Source organism: Cardinium endosymbiont cBtQ1 of Bemisia tabaci, assembly GCF_000689375.1.
Lineage (GTDB): Bacteria > Bacteroidota > Bacteroidia > Cytophagales > Amoebophilaceae > Cardinium.
In genome coordinates this window covers 166,723-187,739 of sequence record NZ_CBQZ010000001.1, presented here as the reverse complement: position 1 = coordinate 187,739, position 21,017 = coordinate 166,723, and the positions used below count along the sequence as shown (strand labels likewise).

Genomic DNA, 21,017 nt, shown 5'->3' with positions numbered 1-21,017 from the left:
GTTAAATAGGTAAGGCAACCTAGGCCCTAGGGTCCAATACAAACAAAATAGAAATTAAATATGGGAAAAATAATTGGAATCGATTTAGGAACCACTAACTCCTGTGTTGCCGTTATAGAAGGCAACGAGCCAGTGGTCATTCCTAATAATGAAGGCAAAAGAACTACTCCATCGGTAGTAGCTTTCTTAAATGGTGGACAGGGTGAACGCAAAGTAGGTGATCCTGCCAAACGTCAGGCCATTATCAATCCACATAATACCATAAGCTCGATCAAGCGTTTTATGGGTAAAGGATACAGCAGTGTAGCCAATGAGCTAAATGAAGTGGCTTACAAGGTAGAAAGTGGGGCCAACAATACCGTCCGTGTGCGGATTGGTGATCGCCTCTATACACCGCAAGAAATTTCCGCTATTATCTTGCAAAAGATGAAAAGTTCTGCAGAAGACTACCTAGGCACAACGGTTACAGAAGCAGTTATTACCGTTCCTGCCTATTTCAATGATGCAGAACGGCAAGCCACTAAAGAGGCAGGAGAAATAGCCGGTTTGACGGTAAAACGGATTATTAATGAGCCAACGGCTGCTGCTTTGGCTTATGGCTTAGACAAAAAAAATAAAGATATCACCATTGCAGTATTTGACTTAGGGGGGGGTACTTTTGATATTTCGATCTTAGAACTAGGTGATGGCGTTTTTGAGGTTAAATCTACCAATGGCGATATTCATTTAGGTGGAGATGACTTTGACCAAAAAATAACCGATTGGCTAGCAGATAATTTTCAAAAAGAAGAAGGGGTTGATCTAAGAAAAGACCCAACCGCGCTACAGCGGCTCAGGGAGGCTGCTGAAAAAGCCAAAATAGAACTTTCTAGTGCAACCACTACCGAGATCAATCTACCCTACATTACAGCTATTGATGGGGTCCCTAAACACTTGGTAAAGCAGCTATCTAGGGCGCAGTTTGAAAAACTGGTAGATGACCTGGTAAAACGCACACTTGCCCCTTGTAGGCAAGCTTTAAAAGACGCCTTTGGCGACATTGCTGATCCACAAAACAAAATTCATGAGGTTATTTTAGTGGGTGGGTCTACCCGTATACCAAAGATTCAAGAAGAAGTAGCCCATTTTTTTGGTAAAAAACCTTCTAAAGGTGTGAATCCTGATGAAGTAGTAGCCGTAGGAGCTGCTATCCAAGGAGGGGTCTTAACGGGAGAAGTAAAGGATGTTTTATTGCTTGATGTGATTCCACTATCACTAGGTATTGAAACCTTAGGCGGCGTTTTTACCAAATTGATTGAAGCGAATACTACTATTCCAACGAGAAAGTCAGAGGTTTTTTCTACTGCTTCAGACAATCAATCTTCGGTTATGGTACATGTATTGCAAGGCAACAGACCTATGGCTAAACACAACCGTACCATTGGCCAGTTTCATTTATCTGATATACCACCTGCTCCCAAGGGCGTTCCACAAATAGAAGTTGCTTTTGACGTAGATGCCAATGGTATATTGCATGTTTCGGCAAAGGATAAAGGAACGGGAAAAGAACAAAAAATTCGCATCGAAGCTTCATCTGGTTTAACCGAAGATGAAATCAAACGGATGAAAGAAGAAGCAGAACGCAACGAAGCAGCAGATAAAGCAGAAAAAGAGCAAATAGATAAGATAAACCAAGCCGATTCATTTATATTTGAAGTAGAGAAACAACTCAAAGAATTGGGTGATAAAGTAGAAGAAGCAGATAAGAAACAGGTAGAATCTGCCTTATCGGATTTGAAAAAGGCACATGCTGAAAAAGATGTGGCAGCTATCGATCGTGCATTAGAGCCTCTTGATAAAATGTGGAGCGAGGTAATGGCTAAAGCCTACCAAAAATCGCAGGCTACTCAAAAACCATCTGATCCTACTATGGAGCAAAAAAATGGTAATGAAGACAGTAGCAATGTGACGGATGCAGAGTTTGAAGAGGTAAAATAGTATTTTTAATTCTTTTTTTAGCGGCTTTCTAATTTGATTTTAGAAAGCCGCTTTTTTATATTGCACCGGCTGATAAAAGCCTGTTGCATCCCCTCCTACTGCCCTTTTAAAACCCAATAATAGTTGATTATCTTAGTAGTTTTTTTTAAATTCAAATAGCCTGGGTCTATATATTTCATCATTATATATTTTTTATGCTTAAAACCAAGTATTATTATAACCCTACTACTTGCAGCTATGAGCCCGTCCGCCCTTCTGTATCAACCTTTATTTTACGTACTTTTTCTTTTTTATTTTTTTCGGTACTATTGGCCGCTGGTATGGTACGGTACTATCAAGATCATGTTCCTTCTCCTAAGGAAGCAGCACTGTGGCAAGCCAATGAAAGGCTTAAGGCCTATTACGATGTCGTACAAAAAAAGATAGAAAGTAGTACGGCACTTTTAGCGACTTTGCAACAACGAGATGACGACCTCTATAGGGTTTTATTGAATACGGCCCCGCTTTCTGCTACAGAACGCAATGCGGGCATCGGAGGGGTTAACAAATATGCCCACTTAGGGAAAGATACCTTAATTGCACAAACATTGTCTAAAGTAGATCAGTTGGCCAGCCAACTGGCCATTCAAAATAAATCCTATGATCAAATCATCAGTCTTGCCAAACAGAAAACGGCTAAATTTGCTTCTACGCCTACTTTCCCACCTGTTTCCAAAAAACATTTGAAAAGAATATCTGCTCATTTTGGTAGACGCCTCCATCCAATTTATAAAATATTTAAAATGCATGAAGGAGTTGATTTTTCCGCACCTATGCATACACCCATTTATGCCGCTGCAGGTGGATACATCAAATGGATCAAAAAAGATAAAAAAGGATATGGCCACCATCTGCTTATTGAACATGGCAACGGCTTTAAAACCCACTATGCCCATATGGATACGATTATGGTTAAAGAACGACAACGGATCACGAGAGGGCAACAGATTGGTACAGTTGGTAATTCAGGCGATTCAACAGCTCCCCACCTTCACTATGAGGTCTACTGCAATGGGAAACGTGTAAATCCAATACAATATTTTGTAGGAGAACTTACTGCGGCTGAATATGAAGAAGTCCGTAAACAATCAGCCTATCAAACACAAGCCCTTTGTTCAAACTTTTAGCGATGGGTTAGGGGGTATTAAAGTATGGAAAAAAAGTATTGGACCATTCAAGAGGTGGCTTGCCACTTTGGGGTAGCACCTTCTTTAATACGTTTTTGGGAAAAAGCCTTTAGTGGGATCCTCCAGCCTCATAAAAATAGCAAGGGTGCCAGAAGATATCAAGAAAAAGACATTGCTCAACTACAGTACATCTATACACTGGTTAAAGAAAAAGGATATAGCTTAGCAGGGGCACGTAAGGCAATTCAAAAGCACAGTATCTCCTCCACTATTTCGCCAGGAGAAGTGGTACAACGATTGCATCACTTACGTGCTTTTCTGGTAGCCTTAAAGGCCAATATAGATTAAGTACAATCTATTTTTTTCTAAATGCTTCAAGAGGTTACACAAATAATATTACCTTACAAGAAAGGCGATGCCATTCTGCTCTACGACGACATAGATCAAAATAGTAGTGAAGCTGCAGAAGCATTTATAAAAATAAACTGTAAATTAGATGGATGGATTATGATGGCCAAAATGGCCAGGGCTATTGCATAGCCATATATTTTACCTTTATTTTACCAAAGTCATGCAAGAGCTGAGTGAACAAACCACCATTCGAATACAAAAAAAAGAGCGCCTAGAATCTATGGGCATCAATCCCTATCCAGCTTCCGTTCGCCCCATCAATGCCAAAGCAGCCACTATTCTTGCCGATTACAAAGAAGAAAATAAAGCAAACTATAGCCATGTAGTACTGGCAGGCCGGATTATGGGACGTAGAATTATGGGAGGGGCTTCGTTCGTAGAATTGCAAGATGCAAGTGGGCGGATTCAACTCTATGTACAACGAGATTCCATTTGTCCAGGAGAAGATAAAAGCCACTATAATACCTTTTTTAAGAAATTACTAGATATAGGTGACATCATTGAAATCCAAGGTTTTGTATTTACAACACAAGTGGGTGCCATAGCGGTACATGTGACCTATCTTCAGTTGTTAACCAAGGCACTTACTCCTCTACCGATTGTCAAAGAAGTATCAACCAACGAAGGTGCAAAAATATATGATGCCTTTACAGATCCTGCACAACGGTATCGTCAAAGATATGTGGACTTAATCGTGAATCCAGCGGTACGCAAGGTATTTGAACAACGGGCTAAGTTGATCCACACCATGAAAGACTCCTTGCATCGCAAAGGCTACCTAGAAGTGGAAACCCCTATTCTACAACCCATTTATGGAGGCGCATCGGCACGCCCCTTTGTCACACACCACCATACCCTAGATATGCCCTTATATTTACGGATCTCTAATGAGCTTTATTTAAAGCGGTTAATTATTGGGGGCTATGAGGGCGTCTACGAATTTGCAAAAGATTTTAGAAACGAAGGCATGTCTCGTTTCCACAATCCAGAATTTACCCAAGTAGAACTTTATGTAGCCTATAAAGACTACACCTGGATGATGGACTATGTAGAAGAATTATTAGAAACAGTGGCACTAGCCCTACATGGCAGTACAACCGTTCCGTTTGGTACAGATTTGATCCACTTTCAACGGCCATGGAAACGGTTTAGGATGTTTGAGGCCATTCACCATTTTACGGGATACGATGTAAGCAATATGGACGAAACAGCATTGCGCACAGTGGCCCATCAATTGGCCATAGATATAGCCGATAACTTTGCCAAAGGTAAAATTATAGATGAAATTTTTGGCGCAAAATGTGAACCCTATCTTATTCAACCTACCATTATAACCGACTACCCCGTTGAAATGTCTCCTTTGGCGAAACGACACCGCTCCAATCCGGCTTTAACGGAACGATTTGAGGTAATATGCGCAGGTAAAGAAATCTGCAATGCTTTTTCTGAGTTAAACGATCCCATTGATCAACAGAAAAGATTAGAGGAACAACGTAAACTAGGCGAACGGGGTGATGAAGAAGCGATGGTGGTAGACCATGATTTTCTAAAAGCTTTGCGCTATGGCATGCCCCCAACAGTAGGTATTGGCATAGGGATAGATCGGTTAACGATGATCATGACCAATGTACCATCTATTCAAGATGTCCTATTTTTTCCACAAATGCGTCCTGAAAATCCATAAAAGCTAGACCTCGATGCCATTACCATCCATTACATAAGTCTATGAGTTTAATAAACGACAATCTAAGCTGGTTTAAGCGCAAAAAGAAAGGCATTCTAACCCCTAGTTCTGCCAAAAAAGAGTCGCCCGATGGCCTTTGGGTGAAAACACCAAAAGGAAAGATTATACACAGCAAAGTATTAGAAGAAAATTTACAAGTAGTGCCCGATGATGGCCACCATTTGCCGATTGGTTCAAAGGAATACTTTTCCATTTTGTTTGACGGAAACAATTTTACAGAGCTGAATCCAACCTTCCGATCGGTTGACCCACTCCACTTTATAGACAATAGGCCCTATACCGAACGATTAAAACAGGCAGAAGCAGCAACCGGCTTAACAGATGCGGTACGAACGGCTTATGGTAAGATCGATGCCCTACCCCTTGCCATTGCCTGTATGGATTTTAAATTTATTGGGGGCTCTATGGGGAGTGTAGTAGGTGAAAAAATAGCCCAGCTGGTCAACCACTGTTTGGCCCATCAGACTTCACTGCTGATTATCTCTAAATCAGGTGGTGCACGGATGATGGAGGGCAGCTTTTCCCTGATGCAAATGGCCAAAACAGCTGCGAAATTACGCCAATTGGCCGATGCTAAAATTCCTTATATCTCGCTGCTAACCGACCCAACTACAGGTGGGGTAAGCGCCTCCTACGCGATGCTAGGGGATATTAATATAGCAGAACCAGGGGCGCTCATTGGCTTTGCAGGTCCACGTGTGATTCGAGAAACCGTTGGCAAATCATTACCGAAAGGTTTTCAAACCGCAGAATTTTTATTGGCACATGGCTTCTTGGATATGATTGTAGATAGACGGAAATTAAAGGAAACACTGGTGCTACTCCTGAAGATGTTGGCCTAGCAAAACCAAGACGCTTGATGGCTGGAGTCTATTGATAGGTAACGGTTACGGTACTGCTTGAAAAGGTAAAGTTACCAGTCTGTATAAGCAGCCATTTATTCTAACCAATTATATTAAGATGAAGGTAGTATTATTTAAAGGAGGCAAGTTTGCATTTGATCCATTGCACATAGACAACTTTAAACCAACTAAATCAGTAGCCATATGCTATATGGTATGCAATGGAAAAGTCCTGCTATTGAAAAAGAATGATCCCCCAACAGTAGGCGACCGATGGTGCATGCCAGGCGGCAAACTAGAAAAAAATGAAACGCCCCTTCAAGCAGTAGTAAGGGAAATAAAAGAAGAAACAGCTATTTTACTACTGCCAGAAGCGACTGACTTTATCCAAACCATTTGCATCCGCATCTTTACCCCCAAACAGGATTACCTACTCCACTTATTTAAAGTGGTATTGCCTAGGGCCCAGCCATCGGACTATACTATTGTGCTGAATCACGAACATATGGGTCACCTATGGGCTGATTTAGAAACGGCCAAACAACTCAACCTATTGGCAGGTGGCAAAGCAATATTGGAAGCTTTGCACACGACCACTGGTTGGTAAAAGTAGGGTGGTAACTTTATTTGGGAGGATGAAAGATTAATCTTCCCATTCATCTGGACTAGCTTTTACTTCACTATCTAAGTTGTCACTATTCTCTTGGGGATCCTCACGCATACTAATATTTCTGCTCAACAATTCAGCCTTATGAACTGTTTTTAGGCTATATATACCTTCATCTGCACCCCTAACTTGTTTTATCGCAATCTGCAATATTGAATCGTTATATTCACTACGTAAATCATCAAATTTTTGATCGAAAAATTTTTCTAGTAAAATTACTTTGTCATCGGAATACGTACCTGCAGGTGCGGCTAAAAATTTTTCTAATGCAACGCTCCTTACTTCAGGACTATACTGAGAAGAATTACATAAGAATTTCAATATATCAGACATGGTTTTTTTATGGATACCTTGATCTCTATCATTCAATATACCAAGAACCTCTTCGTTCGATAATTTTTTCTTAAGCTGATTAAAATTAGAACCTTGAATCTGGGATAGCAGAGCTTTTCGATCATCTTGAGGCGGATTTTGACGCGGATTACCACCTGGTTTATTTGGAGACGAAGGTGGTGATACATCATCCTTATTCCCATCATTAGTCCTATTTGAATCTAGCATACCATTTGGATTATCGTTGTTAACTCTTACAGGAACAAGAGATGTTTTTATAGCAAATCGAGGCCAAGTAGAATCTTGTGAAAATGTGCACAAAGAAGCTCCTGTACCATCCGTATTTCCATCACTAGGCCCATTTAAATCTATGAGATTTTCATCCTTTTTCTCAGATAGTTGTTCTTGTACCACAGGACCAGATAAAGGTTGTGCACAATCAGCAGCTCTAGTAGAGCCCTCTTTCTTCTTCTTCTGCTCCTGCTTAGATGTTGTATCCACTACGGATGCCTTTGATGCATCTTCAGCAACAGAATCTTTTGATGGTTCTACAGGAGAGATAGTTGGGATATCTGTATCAGTTGGATCTGTATCCAATAGCGTATCGTCCTCTGCTGAATCTATGGCCAGAACCGGATCCAATTGGTTTAAATCATCACATAGTGCCTCACCTGTAGGGTCGCTGATCTCCTCTATCTTATTGGTTTGCTTGACTTGAGGTGTTGACACATATCCATTACCTATTCCGTTCCTTGGTTTATCTTTAGGAGAAGAGCTACAAATTTCTGCACTAAATAAAAGATAAGCGGCTGGAAACAGTATATTGGGACTTATTAACCCTTTCTTAATAGATTTATATTTCATAGTTTTTTGTTTTTTAATTAGTCGGCCCTGAAATACCATATAATTATTTGTTAATCAGCAAATAAATGGTTAAATTTATATATGGTTAATAACCAGTTTTTAGGTTGTTTTGTATAAAAAGCTTGCAAAATAAGGATGAAATCTAAGAAAATAAATAATAGCCTTGAGCGTTTGTTTGAGCAACGCTTATCTAGTTTTCTCAACCCGAAACATCCATTATTCCAGTTATCTGATTCGATTCCTTTTCACTCCTTATCATCAGATTTAGACCGCGGTTTTAGCTATGGACCTGGTCAACCTCCTTTGCCTATTCGTTTAATTATAGGTCTTCTCATTATCAGTCATATGTATAATATTTCTGATGAACAAGTAGTGGTTAGATGGGTAGAAAACCCTTATTGGCAATACTTTTGTGGATATGATTATTTTCAGTTTAAGATGCCTTGTAACCCCAGTTCATTGACCCGTTGGCGCCATAGATTAGGTCAAGAAGGTCTCAATAAGATTTTATCTATGACTATAGACTTAGCGCTAAAAAAAAAAGTACTGACCCGAAAAGAACTTGAAAAAGTTATAGCTGATACTACTGTAATGGAGAAAAATATCCGTTACCCAACTGACTCTTCTTTGCTTAATAAATCCAGAGAAAAATTGGTCAGTATAGCCAAGAAAACAGGTATTAAACTGCGTCAAACTTATCAGCGTTTAGGTCTATCTATCAAACGTAAAGTTGATTGCTATGCTCATGCTAAACAGTATAAACGTTTATCTAAAGGCATTAAAACATTAAAAACCTATCTTGGTAGAGTAGTCAGAGATGTAGAACGTTCTATACAATCCTCTGATGATCTAATACGGAATCAATTTACCAATCTACTATCTATAAGTAAAAAACTTATAAACCAATCAAAAAAAAGTAAAGATAAAATTTATAGCATCCATGAACCATCCGTCTACTGTGTAAGTAAAGGTAAGTCTAAACATCCTTATGAGTTTGGTTGCAAGGTACAATTTACAGTAACGCATAAAAAAGGTTTAATTGTTTCAACAGAAGCAATACATCCTAATGCTTACGATGGCCATACTTTGCAGAAGAGTTTATTACAAGCCGAGCAATTATCTGGTACCAAAGTAAAGTATGCTTTTGTAGATAAAGCCTACCGGGGTAATAATATACCTGTTAGTGAATGTAATATATTTATAAGTGGTTCTAAAAGGGGAATAACGCCTGCTACTAAAAAAAGCTAATAAAAAGAAGATCTTCTATTGAACCGCATATTGGTCATATGAAATCCGATGGTAAATTATCTGTTAACTATTTGAAAGGTATTCTAGGAGATAAACTTAACGTTATTTTATGTGCTATTGCTCATAACCTACGACTGATTACAAGAAAGTTATTCTTAACACACTCACAATCACATAAATTAAAACCTATATAATTAAAATTCTTAATCCAAAACCAGTTATACCTATATCTTGGGTAGGAAAAATAGAGCGCCTGCTAAACCATAAATATTGTAAAAAAAGATCCATTCAATAAATTTATTCAAAAATAATATTTCAGGGCCGACTAATTATCTTTAACAGTCAAACACGATTTCTTAGCCATTGTTATGCTACTTTTTTCTTCATAAAAAAGTAGCCAAAAAATCAAATGCGCCTGCTATCTACTCCATTATCCAACCAGCTGCTAAAACAGCTGTTGGCGTTTGTATAAAATTTTAATTTTCTGTTAGATAATTTTCGCAATTACTTACCATATCTTCCATCTCTTTAATACGCTTCTCTTCCTGAGGATCTTTTATTGCATTGTTCTCGATCGGTTGATCCAATGACCTATTATCTGTTGGTACATCCAGCGCTGATAAACTACTTGATAGGGTAGCGTGTTCTCCAAAACACTTAGTAAACACTGGCTTTAGAGATATCATACGCTTTCTACGATAATTTATAGGGGTAATTTTAATATTATTCGATTTTGACACTGCTAGTTCTTCTACTGCTCCTTCTGTTGGTTCTTTTACTACTCCTTCTATTCCTTCTTCTTCTCCTAATGGTGCTACTGCCACTGGTACTTTCGCTCGTGCTATTTCTTCAGTCGCTACTTTTTCTGGTGCTAGTTTTGACGATGGAGTCGATACACTTATAGATAACGGCGATCTAGTTGTACGGTATAGAGCCAACCAATATGGATTAACTTCAAATTCTGATAGACCTTCTATTGTATCCAGTGGATCTACTGGCTTGGCTGCCAATGATAAAAGAGGCGCATTAGTGCTATAGCTGCTCAGTTTGTAGTTAGGCATTCTGGTACACACGTCTGCACTAAATAAAAGATAAGCGGCTGTAAATAATATATTTGGAACTACTAGACCTTGCTTAATAGATTTATTTTTATTAAAATTAATTTTCATATTTATTTTTTGTTTTTTAATTGCCTTTAAAGGTTAAGCACTATTATTTGGCCATCCATTGATCATTATTATTTTCAGACTCAGATTCAGTACCTGAGTCACTATCTGAAAGCTCTACTGCAAATCTTCTTGCCAATATAGATACAACGTGGCTATGCTCCTTGGTATTCAAAGGTTTCTCTTCAGGTTTTTTTTCTACCTTCCTAAGATGAACACCGCGTTGAATCTCTTCTAGCAGCTCTGAACGAGGATCTTGAGGCTGTTTTGAACGTTCTTTTTCTGATACCTTCCTAAGATGAACACCGCGTTGAATCTCTTCTAGCAGCTCTGAACGAGGATCTTGAGGCTGTTTTGAACGTTCTTTTTCTGATACCTTCCTAAGGTCAACAGCGCCTCGAATCGCTTCTAGCAGCTCTGAACGAGAATCTTGAGGCTGTTTTGAACGTTCTTTTTCTTGTATCTTATTAAGAGGCTTACTCTTATCCCCTACTCTGTTTGAAGGTGGTCGACCATTATCTACTACAGGAAGAGGCGGTGGTGGTGGTGGTGGTGGTGAAGGATAGGTATTCCCGTCCCCTACCCCATTTAAAGATGATCGACTATTATCTTGGCTAGGAAACGGAGGAGGTAGTGGTGGAACAAACGTATGCCCATCACTAGACCCATTTGAAGATAGCCTACTATTTGAACTATTTTTTTCGACTATCACTGACAGAATTGATTTACGACGTCTACGTTTAGGACGTTTCGGTTCTACTGCCGAATTTAGTATCGGCGATATAACTGATTTATTTGTATCTGAAGGTGTGTGTAAAAGATTCGGTTTATTGACAGAAATTTGGTTAGGCGTACCGCTAGATCTAGCTGTTGATTTACGAAGTCTACGTTTCGGACGTTCCGGTAGCACTTCCGAATCTATAGGTATCTCAGAACATTCATCTTTTACCAAAACATCAGGTGATGGTCTAAGCTCATCAGCACTTTTAGTAGATCCTTCTTCTTGCTTATTCTCCTCTAGACTAGATGTAGTAACCACTGGGAATGCTTTTACTTTATCTTGCACAACGGACTGTTTTAATGGTTCTATAAGAAGAATAGTTGTATCTGTATCCAATAACGGATCGTCCTCTGCTGAATTTATCACTAGAACCGGATCGGATTGCCTTGAATCATCACATAGTGCATCACCTGCAGAGTCACTGATCTCTTCTATCTTATTCGTTTGATTGACTTGAGGCGTTGCTATATATCCATTACCTATTCCGTTCCTTGATTTATGTTTAGGAGAAGAGGTACAAATCTCTGCACTAAATAAAAGATAAGCGGCTGGGAAAAGTATATTTGGACCTATTAGCCCTTTCTTAAAAGATTTAATTTTATTAAATTTGTAGGCCATAGTTGTTTTTTATTTTATATTTATATATTATTGTTTTTATTTTTTTTACTACTTCAAAAGCTACCCGATAAGGCTAGCCTGGATTAATTTGATTCTAGCGCTTTACCTATACCCCTGCTACCTCCTACTGATGGCTTATTTAGGCCATTCAAATAGGCTAAAGGCAGCTGGTATAGAAGAGCCTATTAGTAGACACTCTTTAACTATTTAGATTTGGTGGTATGGCAACAACATAGGCAGTTTTCTGATGGTAGGTACAGCAACTGTGCAAGCCGCCTATCTACTATTCTATAGTAAGCAACTTCACCTAGAAAAAAGACAGGTAATGAGACAGGTCTCAGTAACATGGTACTTGCTTCAGTGTCTTTTATACCCGAAACGCCTGTTGCTACAAACCCATGTTTAATGGTACCAAAAAAAATTAAGAGAACAAAATATTTCTACTACTCATTCCACTGTTTTTTTAAATTTTCTACCATTTCTTTTAGCCGGTCTGCTTCTAAAAATTGCAATGCTTCTGCTGCTTGGTACATTTTATTTTCCAATGCTTGAATGCGCGCTTCTATGGTTTCTTTTTTTCCATAAGGCGCTGTACCATCAGAGACAAGGATAGGGCAATCGCTACCATTATTTACTACTTCCATAAGCGGGGCTACCATTTGATCGTCTAAATCTATAGTGGCTTGTTTTTGGTATACGGAACTAGGGGTAATTTGATGTTGGGCATTATAGTCCATTTGCAAAGCGCGCCTACGCTGGGTTTCGCCTATTGCTTGTTCCATAGATGGGGTAACCTTATCTGCATACATCAACACACGACCTTCTGTATGGCGTGCAACCCGTCCTATGGTTTGAATCAGTGAGCGGGCATTGCGCAAAAATCCTTCTTTATCTGCATCTAAAATAACCATTAAAGAGACCTGTGGCAGGTCTAACCCTTCCCGTAGTAAATTTACCCCTACTAATACATCAAAGGCACCATTCCGTAAGCCATTTAATATGGTGACACGGTCTAATGTTTTGATTTCAGAATGGATATACCGACAACGGATATGGGCATGGACTAAGTAATCGGTCAGTTCTTCTGCCATACGTTTGGTTAAGGTGATAATCAATACCCGTTCCCCTTTTTGTACAACTTCATGGATTGCTTCTAAAATATCGTGCATTTGATGGAGCGTAGGACGGACCTCTATTTCGGGATCTAGCAGCCCTGTTGGCCGTATAATTTGCTCTATCACTAGGCCACGCGCATGCGCTAGTTCATAATCAGCAGGGGTTGCACTAACAAAAATGACTTGGTGGATCAGTTGTTCAAATTCATTAAAATGCAATGGCCGATTATCCATAGCAGATGGCAACCTAAAACCATGTGCTACCAAATTGATTTTTCTAGCCCTATCCCCTCCTGCCATAGCCCTGAATTGGGGAATGGTAACGTGGCTTTCATCTATAACCATCAGGTAGTCTTTAGGAAAATAGTCTAGCAAACAGAATGGCGGCTCTCCAACGGACCGACCATCTATATAACGGGAATAATTTTCAATGCCAGTACAATAACCTAATTCTCGAAGCATTTCCAAGTCTAGTTCGGTCCTTTCCTGCAGCCGTTTGGCTTCTTCAAACTTGCCGATCTCATTAAAATAGTTGACCTGTATATGTAGATCTTGTTGAATCTTGCTTACCGCACCATCTAATACATCTTTGCCCATCACAAATAGATTGGCAGGAAAAACAAATGCTTCTTGGAGCGCTTTTATCTTTCTACCAGAAGCTGGATCTATGACATGGATGGCTTCTAATTCATCTCCCCAAAAGATAAAACGATAGCCATAATCGGCATGGGCTACAAATAAATCAATGGTATCGCCCATTACGCGGAAACGGCCCCGTTTAAATGCACTATCGTCCCGACTATAGAGCATCTCTACAAAATGTTTCAAAAGATCATTGCGCGACAATTGGGAGCCTACCCTAAATAAATGGCTATTATCCTTGAAGGATGCAGGCGCACCAAGTCCATAAATACAAGAAACAGAGGCAACTACAATCACATCTCTGCGGTCACTTAATAGAGCAGCCACTGCACTAAGACGCAATCGTTCTAATTCATCATTAATGGCCAATTCTTTTTCTATATAGATATCACTAGCTGGTAAATAGACCTCTGGTTGGTAATAATCATAGTAGGATACAAAATACTCAACTGCATTGTGGGGAAAAAAAGCACGCAACTCGCTATACAATTGTGCAGCCAATGTTTTATTATGGCTGATCACCAGTGTAGGCCTATTTAAGGCTGCAATTGTATTGGCAATGGTAAAGGTTTTTCCAGATCCCGTAACACCCATCAATACTTGACTGGCTACGCCACGGTTGATGTGTGATACAAGTTCTAAAATTGCTTTTGGCTGATCGCCTGCAGGTTGATAAGGTGATACAATTTTAAATGACATAATGGAAAAGCAAAGGTGGTAAAGAGGGAAATAAAGTAAGAAAAAGGCAGATAATATAGCATTATACGAAATAAGTAAGATAGTGCCAAGGCTAATGCATGGTGTATACAAATAGGAGACATATTTTATGACATCAAGGATTATATTTGTTTTTTTAATTTAAAATCAATACCATTGATGTATAGCCATCCATCTAATTCATTCAATATATCGTTAAAAATAAAAATGGTCTATTCTAAACACTATATGCTTCTGGGCCATCTAATGGTATTTTTATCAGCCTTCCGGAGCTGTTATACAAGCAATAATCCATCTGATCTAAGACCACCTATAGGTAAAATTGCTGATACCAAACCTATAACTAGCCGTAAGCCTAAAAATAATCAAATAGAACAACCGTCAAAGTCAGTTGATCATAAAAAGAACGATGCAGACTTTGATTTTGAAACTACTATTCAAATACTGCGTAAAGTAGCGGATGCAAAAAGAGGCATTAGATGGCATTTATCCGGAGATAACTTGATACGAGAAGTAATAGACAAAAGCAATAGTCTATACGCTGCAGAAGACTATGCGGTGCAAGTCATAAATATATACCGTGCTGCAAAAAAAATATGCGAATTATATGAGCAAAATAGTGCCCCATTTGAAAAAATGGCCCATACATTTATGGAACACTATAAGTATGATGAAAAAGAAACAGAAGACTTTTGGATAGAAGCGCTAAAGGATATAAATAAAAAAGTTGTATCGAAGCTACATCAAATCGTGCTTCCAGAGGAAGAGGTGGACGCTATAAATACAAAACTAAGATTAGCAGAAAATTATGTTGGATTGGATGATACCCATTATAACGTTACGACTGTATTCAAGATAAATGATAAAAAATTTGGATTAGAAGATAAAAAGTGGTTGAAGTTAACAGAAAAACAGAAATCGGCGTTTAGAAACAGAAAATGCGCAGGCTGGTATAACCGTTTAGATTCATTTGAAAAAAAGTTAATTGATGGTTACGTTGACAAATTTTTAGAGGGAAACCATTATATTCCGACCCAAATTCGGAATATTCCAGGATGTAGAAATGGTTATCAAAAAAGGATTCTAGCTTATGATCAACATAATAACCCTACTACGCTAGGCCGCTATTACCATAGTGGCGCATTGGTTTCACCTACCCAATGGAAAGATGAAACCATTACGAAAGATAACTGGGAACAAATTCAACAATTTGTTAAAAACATAGAGGTCATCTCTTTAAATCACAATCTACTTCCGCCTACACTAGGTGGAGAAAAACCTATTGTAGAAGGAACGCGTCGTGTAGTAGGTGATAACCAATTTATGTATATACCCATCAATGAATTGGGTACTTTAACAACGCCTATTTTTAGGCCTCACGTCGATAAGCTTATAGAAGAAAGTATCCATTTTTACAACCCTAAAAAAAATAAAGATAAACGTCATTACCAAGGGCTATGCAAAGCCTTCAAAGAGAGTAATAAAAAAGATCGGCAAAAAGAAATAGAAAAGATCAAAAATCCGAAAGATAAACGCTACTTTAGCAAGTTAAACCTATTAAAAGAAGCTACTGAAAACGCTGATTACGAAAATACATTTATTCATAACGTTACACAATTACATAATAATTACTATGCCACTATTGGGTCAAATTATATTGCATGCAAAGCCCTACTAGGCGAAAGGACGCCTACTTCGTCCGTTTTATTTAGTTGCAAAAGTGGCAAAGACAGAACTGGTTTTATGAGTATTTTAGTGGATGGAAATATGATTTATATGCATGACCCATCATTGGATATAGAAAAGGATACTAAGGTCTATACTAACTTAGCCTACGCTTCCCATTATCAGTTTTTGGCTTCGGTTAACGGAGGAATGGCTGGAAGATTTGGCATGAAACCTGTAAGAAACAACGAAATTTCCCGTAATATTACGAACGAACTCTTTCCAAGAGCAGCCTTGTCTACATCAATCGACTTAAATTAAGTACATAAATGTTGGAATTTTTCTAATTATCGGCATGACCCCTTTATTGGAGTTGCTTTTGTTGCAACTCCTTTATAAATTCGGATAAAATCCGATAAGCTGGATCCGATAGCAAAAGTCATGGACTCCATTTTTATGCATGCTATAGGCGCAAATATATATGATTTTAAAAAATTTTATAGTTGTTACGCTAGTACATCTTTTGTATGTGTCTATAAACATTGACTTAGCTGTGCTTTACCTATATACTTTTCAATCTTTTAGTCTAGTTTTTTAGCGCATCTTAGCCATGTCTTCACCTTTTTTATATATTGATAGAAGGCTAATGGGCGCTTACCTTATAGGTAGCTATCCCATTATATGTAGTAATCTAAATGTGCTGGCCATTGAAGCAATTAATACCATTATGGTCAGTCGAGTGAGTGTTACGGATGCGGTCTCTGCCGTTTTTGCCCATACATTATTTAATATTTTTAAAAAAATTAACGCAGGTATGGCTATGAGTGTATCGCTACTGGTGGCCCATGCAGAACGTAAAAAAAAACATAACCAGCTTAAAAAAATTTTCAACCATGGTCTATTACTCAATACTTTTTTTGCACTTATTTTTAGTATAGTACTCGTCTTACTTTCTTACCATTTAACCTATATTAGCCCATCTCCAGAAATAGCTAACTTAGGAAAAAATTATTTACGAATCATATCTATTGCGCTTATACCCTCTGCTATAAATAGTATAATCAAACGCTATCTGGAAAGGCAGGCTAATGGAAACATTCCATTGCTTTTAAATTTTTGCACACTGATCACCAATTTAATATTTAATTTTATATTGATTTATGGGCAATGTGGCTTCCCAATGGTTGGGTTGAATGGAGCAGCTATTGCTATTGTGCTTTCAGAAACACTTACAGCGGTAGCAGGCACACTGTACTTGCTTTATAAGCCAACACAAAATCACCATATAATGGATCTAAATGTAAGCCACATATCATGGCGATATTTTAGAAAAATAGGGTGGCTCAGTTGGCCAGTCGGACTCCAATTTGGGGTAGAGGGGGCTTATCTGCTCTTTATAGCCATTATAGCAGGTTCGATCAGTATCGAAGCACAAGCAACACATACAATCTTATTAAATATTTCCCAATTAATGACCATTTTTGCAATTGGTTTAGGACAATCTGGCTCCATATTGGTAACCCAACAACATCATCCAAAGAATGGCTGTTTCATAAGAAAAGTAGGATTTATGGCCTGTTCTATGATCGGTATTATTTCCATAATAGTGGGACTAATATTATGCACCATTAGTCCTTATATTATTGGACTGTATAAACCTGTTGATGCGGTAAGGACTTTAGTAAGTCGACTGATTGCACATCTATGCTTTTTCCAATTATTTTATAGTATGTGCTATTGGGGTAGTAGTATGTTACGTGGTTTGCATGATGATGCTTTTTTATTTTTATTAAACATGTTTACTAAACTCCTAGGAGTAGGTATTTGCTATAGCTTGGTTATAAAATATAATTGGAACCTGAATGGCATATGGATTACTTTAATACTGGAGCACATGTTAATCAGTCTTTTATTACTTATTCGGTTTGATTATAAAACCAAACCATCTATTTAATTTGGTACAAATTTACTGGGTTTAAATGGATGGCCATAACGGGCAACCATAGACCAGTAAGGTACAGTAGATAAACCAAATAGAAGATGATCGTTTGATTGCTATCTATTTTTTAGTTGTTTTTCCTGGAAAAATATTTAATTGATTGTACAGATTTTTAAGCTATGGTAAAAGCATTTAGCGCATATTTACTTTTTTTACGTGCAATGTTTGGCAACCCTATTCCATGTCGAATGTTTTTGTCTCGGATTTCCAAAGAATGTATTCAAGTAGGGGTGGATTCTCTTTTTATCGTTTGTATTATTTCCATCTTTATGGGTGGAGCGACCTGTATCCAGCTTGCCTCTCAATTAAGTAATCCATTTATTACAAAAGACTTTATAGGTATTGCGGTACGGAATATGACCATTTCTGAATTAGGGCCAACGGTAATTGGTATTGTTTTTACAGGCAAAATAGGTTCTAGTATGGCCAGCGAGCTGGGCACTATGCGGATTAGTGAGCAGATAGATGCATTGGAGATTATGGGTGTAAATTCCAATAATTATTTGGTTTTACCAAAAATTATTGCTACAGTTTTAATGTATCCATTTCTGGTTATTATTGCTATGTTTCTTTCTATATATGGTGGGTTTCTTTCTTGTAAATGGCTTACTTCCATCCCTCCTCAAGCCTATATCAACGGATTAAGAAATACATTTGATGCATATGATGTTCATGTAGCAATTTATAAATCTTTGGTTTATGGCTTTCTTATCTCTTCCATTGCTTGTTATAAAGGATTTGTTACAAAAGGTGGATCATTAGATGTAGGGAAATCCAGTACAAATGCCGTTACCAATAGTGGTATTGCGATTTTAATCGCAGATTTATTTTTAGTCTATGGTTTACTCAGCCACCGCATCTAAACGGGTTGCACTTTTATGATTTCTTTTGAAAACATTTCTAAATCTTTTAATAATAAAATTATCTTAAATAAAGTCAGTGGTCTATTTAAAACGGGGCAAATCAGTTTGGTAATCGGTTCCAGTGGAACTGGGAAAAGTCTTTTGGTCAAATGTTTACTTGGTTTGATTTTACCGGATGAGGGCTTTTCGCTTTTTGATGGACGTGATTTAGTCTATGGTGATAAGCCACTACAAACCGAAATAAGAAAAAAAGTGGGTATGCTCTTCCAAGGAGGTGCTTTGTTCGATTCTAAAAACATAGAAGAAAATGTCCGTTTCCCGTTAGATGTACTGACCAATATGGGTACAGCAGAAAAGAAAGAGCGTGTCCATGAATGTCTGTCACAGGTAGGCCTTCCAGATGTAGCCCGGAAAATGCCTAATGAGCTAAGTGGTGGTATGAAAAAACGGGCAGGGATCGCTAGAGCGATTGTGAACCATCCTAAATACTTATTTTGTGATGAGCCTAACTCAGGACTAGACCCCCAAACTGCACTTAAAATAGATGAATTAATTGCTGAGGTAACGTATACTTACAATATGACTACAGTAGTAGTAACCCACGATATGAATACTATTTTATCTCTGGGCGATTTTGTCTTATTCTTGCACCAAGGTAAAAAATTGTGGGAGGGCTGTTCTAAAGATATTTTACATACGAATCTAGTGGAACTAGAAGATTTTCTATTTGTTGGCAAGATTAAAGAACTCCTTTTTAAGGAAAAAAGAAAAATAGGGGTAAATAATTAAAATCTATACAATCAAACAGCAAATTGCTGGCAAGATCTTCAACCCAATAGGTACAACTCTAGCGCCAATGATCTACCATTGTTAATGGAAAATGACACATATATTTATTAACTTCTTCTTTTACTTTTTTTATTTTAGATTCATTATCAAAACTATTAATAACACGATCGATCCATTCTACTACCCGTACCATATCAGCCTCCACCAACCCCCTAGTGGTTATAGCAGCCGTTCCTAAGCGGATACCTGAGGTAACTTGTGGCTTCGTACGGTCAAAAGGAATCAAATTTTTATTAGTGGTAATATCTGCTTTTTGTAAAGCGGCTTCTGCTTTTTTACCCGTAATATTTTTACCAGATAGATCCAGCAACAATAAGTGGTTATCTGTTCCTTCAGATATAATTTTATAGCCTCTATCCATCAACTCCTGTGCCATAACTTTAGCATTGCGTTGTACTTGTATGGCATAAGCTTTATAGTCGGTGGTCATCGATTCGTAACAAGCAATAGCCTTAGCAGCTATACTATGCATCAGTGGTCCACCTTGTGTACCAGGGAAAACAGCAGCATCTATTAAAGCAGACATATTTTGAAGTATCCCTTTGGAATTCGTTTTACCAAAAGGATTTTCAAAATCTTTTCCCATGAGTATCATACCTCCTCTAGGGCCTCGTAATGTTTTATGTGTGGTAGTCGTCACAAAATGACAATAAGGAAAAGGATTATTGAGTAGCCCCTGGCTAATAAGGCCAGCAGGATGGGCAATATCTGCCCATAGCAATGCACCTATTTCGTCTGCAATGGCCCGTAGCCGTACATAGTCCCAATCACGGCTATAAGCTGAACCACCACAAATGATCATAGCAGGCTGTACGACTCTTGCTTTTTGTGCTACTTTCTCCCATTCAATAAGTCCTGTTGCTTGGTCAACACCATAAAAAAAGGATTGATACAACTTTCCAGAAAAATTTACAGGAGCGCCATGCGTTAAGTGACCACCATGGGCTAGATCAAATCCCAGTATTTTATCCCCAGGCTTTAAAACGGCCATCATCAAGGCTGCATTGGCCTGTGAACCAGAATGAGGTTGGACATTTACCCAATCTACGTTAAATAATGCCTTAGCCCGGTCAATGGCTAAAGACTCTACTGCATCCACAATATGACACCCCCCATAATAGCGTTTACCTGGAAGACCTTCTGCATATTTATTGGTTAAAATACTGCCTGTCGCAGCTGCTACTTGGGCAGAAACAAAGTTCTCAGAAGCGATTAATTCTAACCCTTCTTCTTGACGTATTTTTTCTTTTGCTATAAGTGAAAAAATAATTGAATCTTGTTTGATCATAGGAGATGTACAATATGGATAGGCCCCTTAGAAGATAAGAAGGAAATTTTTATATACCCCTG

Annotated in this window: 16 protein-coding genes and 1 pseudogene; 12 read left to right on the top strand and 5 right to left on the bottom strand. The window is 38.2% G+C overall.

Features of this window, described 5'->3' with window-relative positions; translation table 11 throughout:
- Positions 1–60: 60 nt before the first annotated feature.
- The 7 genes from dnaK to CHV_RS00875 all read left to right on the top strand — a co-directional run bounded on the left by dnaK (position 61) and on the right by CHV_RS00875 (position 6,747).
- Complete coding sequence (dnaK, locus tag CHV_RS00900; RefSeq protein ID WP_034576474.1) at positions 61–1,977, top strand: molecular chaperone DnaK; 1,917 nt, start codon at positions 61–63, stop codon at positions 1,975–1,977.
- A gap of 194 nt (positions 1,978–2,171) precedes the next feature.
- On the top strand, positions 2,172–3,143 hold the full coding sequence (locus tag CHV_RS00895; protein ID WP_034576473.1) for a M23 family metallopeptidase: 972 nt from the start codon (positions 2,172–2,174) through the stop codon (positions 3,141–3,143).
- A gap of 24 nt (positions 3,144–3,167) precedes the next feature.
- Positions 3,168–3,491, top strand: coding sequence for a MerR family transcriptional regulator (locus tag CHV_RS00890; RefSeq protein WP_034576471.1), 324 nt, complete (start codon positions 3,168–3,170; stop codon positions 3,489–3,491).
- A gap of 21 nt (positions 3,492–3,512) precedes the next feature.
- A complete protein-coding gene (locus tag CHV_RS05520) occupies positions 3,513–3,683 on the top strand; it encodes a hypothetical protein (protein WP_156933581.1) in 171 nt (56 codons plus the stop codon).
- Between the two features lie 31 nt (positions 3,684–3,714).
- Positions 3,715–5,238, top strand: coding sequence for a lysine--tRNA ligase (gene lysS, locus CHV_RS00885; RefSeq protein ID WP_034576470.1), 1,524 nt, complete (start codon positions 3,715–3,717; stop codon positions 5,236–5,238).
- Positions 5,239–5,279: 41 nt separating this feature from the next.
- Complete coding sequence (accD, locus tag CHV_RS00880; RefSeq protein ID WP_034576469.1) at positions 5,280–6,140, top strand: acetyl-CoA carboxylase, carboxyltransferase subunit beta; 861 nt, start codon at positions 5,280–5,282, stop codon at positions 6,138–6,140.
- A gap of 118 nt (positions 6,141–6,258) precedes the next feature.
- On the top strand, positions 6,259–6,747 hold the full coding sequence (locus tag CHV_RS00875) for an NUDIX domain-containing protein (RefSeq protein WP_034576467.1): 489 nt from the start codon (positions 6,259–6,261) through the stop codon (positions 6,745–6,747).
- Between the two features lie 36 nt (positions 6,748–6,783).
- On the opposite strand, the gene CHV_RS00870 is transcribed toward CHV_RS00875, so the two are convergent.
- Positions 6,784–8,004 (bottom strand): hypothetical protein, encoded by a 1,221-nt coding sequence (locus tag CHV_RS00870; RefSeq protein WP_130721365.1) that lies wholly within the window; start codon positions 8,002–8,004, stop codon positions 6,784–6,786.
- A gap of 135 nt (positions 8,005–8,139) precedes the next feature.
- On the opposite strand from CHV_RS00870, the pseudogene CHV_RS00865 reads away from it, so the two are divergent.
- Positions 8,140–9,547, top strand: a pseudogene (locus CHV_RS00865) (IS5-like element ISCca5 family transposase).
- A gap of 181 nt (positions 9,548–9,728) precedes the next feature.
- Here the strand turns inward: CHV_RS00865 and CHV_RS00860 are convergent.
- The 3 genes from CHV_RS00860 to uvrB form a co-directional block, all read right to left on the bottom strand.
- Positions 9,729–10,421 (bottom strand): hypothetical protein, encoded by a 693-nt coding sequence (locus CHV_RS00860; protein ID WP_034576462.1) that lies wholly within the window; start codon positions 10,419–10,421, stop codon positions 9,729–9,731.
- A gap of 43 nt (positions 10,422–10,464) precedes the next feature.
- Positions 10,465–11,817 carry a WH2 domain-containing protein gene (locus CHV_RS00855; protein ID WP_034576461.1) on the bottom strand — a complete coding sequence of 451 codons (1,353 nt, stop codon included), beginning with the start codon at positions 11,815–11,817 and terminating at the stop codon, positions 10,465–10,467.
- Positions 11,818–12,260: 443 nt separating this feature from the next.
- Positions 12,261–14,273, bottom strand: a complete 2,013-nt coding sequence (uvrB, locus tag CHV_RS00850) for an excinuclease ABC subunit UvrB (protein ID WP_034576459.1) — start codon at positions 14,271–14,273, stop codon at positions 12,261–12,263.
- Positions 14,274–14,537: 264 nt separating this feature from the next.
- Here uvrB and CHV_RS00845 point away from each other — a divergent pair, with 264 nt between their 5' ends.
- The 4 genes from CHV_RS00845 to CHV_RS00830 all read left to right on the top strand — a co-directional run bounded on the left by CHV_RS00845 (position 14,538) and on the right by CHV_RS00830 (position 19,607).
- Positions 14,538–16,277 carry a tyrosine-protein phosphatase gene (locus CHV_RS00845; RefSeq protein ID WP_165393841.1) on the top strand — a complete coding sequence of 580 codons (1,740 nt, stop codon included), beginning with the start codon at positions 14,538–14,540 and terminating at the stop codon, positions 16,275–16,277.
- 289 nt (positions 16,278–16,566) lie between these two features.
- Entirely contained in the window at positions 16,567–17,910 is a 1,344-nt protein-coding gene (locus CHV_RS00840) for an MATE family efflux transporter (protein WP_084303075.1), read from the top strand.
- Positions 17,911–18,143: 233 nt separating this feature from the next.
- A complete protein-coding gene (locus tag CHV_RS00835) occupies positions 18,144–18,818 on the top strand; it encodes an MlaE family ABC transporter permease (RefSeq protein ID WP_223245656.1) in 675 nt (224 codons plus the stop codon).
- 15 nt (positions 18,819–18,833) lie between these two features.
- A complete protein-coding gene (locus tag CHV_RS00830; protein ID WP_034576450.1) occupies positions 18,834–19,607 on the top strand; it encodes an ABC transporter ATP-binding protein in 774 nt (257 codons plus the stop codon).
- Between the two features lie 58 nt (positions 19,608–19,665).
- Here the strand turns inward: CHV_RS00830 and CHV_RS00825 are convergent, their stop codons facing one another.
- Positions 19,666–20,952, bottom strand: coding sequence for a serine hydroxymethyltransferase (locus CHV_RS00825; protein WP_034577030.1), 1,287 nt, complete (start codon positions 20,950–20,952; stop codon positions 19,666–19,668).
- Positions 20,953–21,017 lie beyond the last annotated feature (65 nt).

What these genes read in the sequence shown, in the direction of transcription:
- CHV_RS00860 (WP_034576462.1), bottom strand. Translation starts at nt 10,421, where the DNA reads ATGAAAATTAATTTTAATAAAAATAAATCTATTAAGCAAGGTCTAGTA.
- CHV_RS00845 (WP_165393841.1), top strand. Translation starts at nt 14,538, where the DNA reads ATGGTATTTTTATCAGCCTTCCGGAGCTGTTATACAAGCAATAATCCA.
- CHV_RS00875 (WP_034576467.1), top strand. Translation starts at nt 6,259, where the DNA reads ATGAAGGTAGTATTATTTAAAGGAGGCAAGTTTGCATTTGATCCATTG.
- CHV_RS00895 (WP_034576473.1), top strand. Translation starts at nt 2,172, where the DNA reads ATGCTTAAAACCAAGTATTATTATAACCCTACTACTTGCAGCTATGAG.
- CHV_RS00870 (WP_130721365.1), bottom strand. Translation starts at nt 8,004, where the DNA reads ATGAAATATAAATCTATTAAGAAAGGGTTAATAAGTCCCAATATACTG.
- dnaK (WP_034576474.1), top strand. Translation starts at nt 61, where the DNA reads ATGGGAAAAATAATTGGAATCGATTTAGGAACCACTAACTCCTGTGTT.
- uvrB (WP_034576459.1), bottom strand. Translation starts at nt 14,273, where the DNA reads ATGTCATTTAAAATTGTATCACCTTATCAACCTGCAGGCGATCAGCCA.
- CHV_RS00830 (WP_034576450.1), top strand. Translation starts at nt 18,834, where the DNA reads ATGATTTCTTTTGAAAACATTTCTAAATCTTTTAATAATAAAATTATC.
- CHV_RS00855 (WP_034576461.1), bottom strand. Translation starts at nt 11,817, where the DNA reads ATGGCCTACAAATTTAATAAAATTAAATCTTTTAAGAAAGGGCTAATA.
- CHV_RS05520 (WP_156933581.1), top strand. Translation starts at nt 3,513, where the DNA reads ATGCTTCAAGAGGTTACACAAATAATATTACCTTACAAGAAAGGCGAT.
- CHV_RS00835 (WP_223245656.1), top strand. Translation starts at nt 18,144, where the DNA reads ATGTTTTTGTCTCGGATTTCCAAAGAATGTATTCAAGTAGGGGTGGAT.
- lysS (WP_034576470.1), top strand. Translation starts at nt 3,715, where the DNA reads ATGCAAGAGCTGAGTGAACAAACCACCATTCGAATACAAAAAAAAGAG.
- accD (WP_034576469.1), top strand. Translation starts at nt 5,280, where the DNA reads ATGAGTTTAATAAACGACAATCTAAGCTGGTTTAAGCGCAAAAAGAAA.
- CHV_RS00890 (WP_034576471.1), top strand. Translation starts at nt 3,168, where the DNA reads ATGGAAAAAAAGTATTGGACCATTCAAGAGGTGGCTTGCCACTTTGGG.
- CHV_RS00840 (WP_084303075.1), top strand. Translation starts at nt 16,567, where the DNA reads ATGTCTTCACCTTTTTTATATATTGATAGAAGGCTAATGGGCGCTTAC.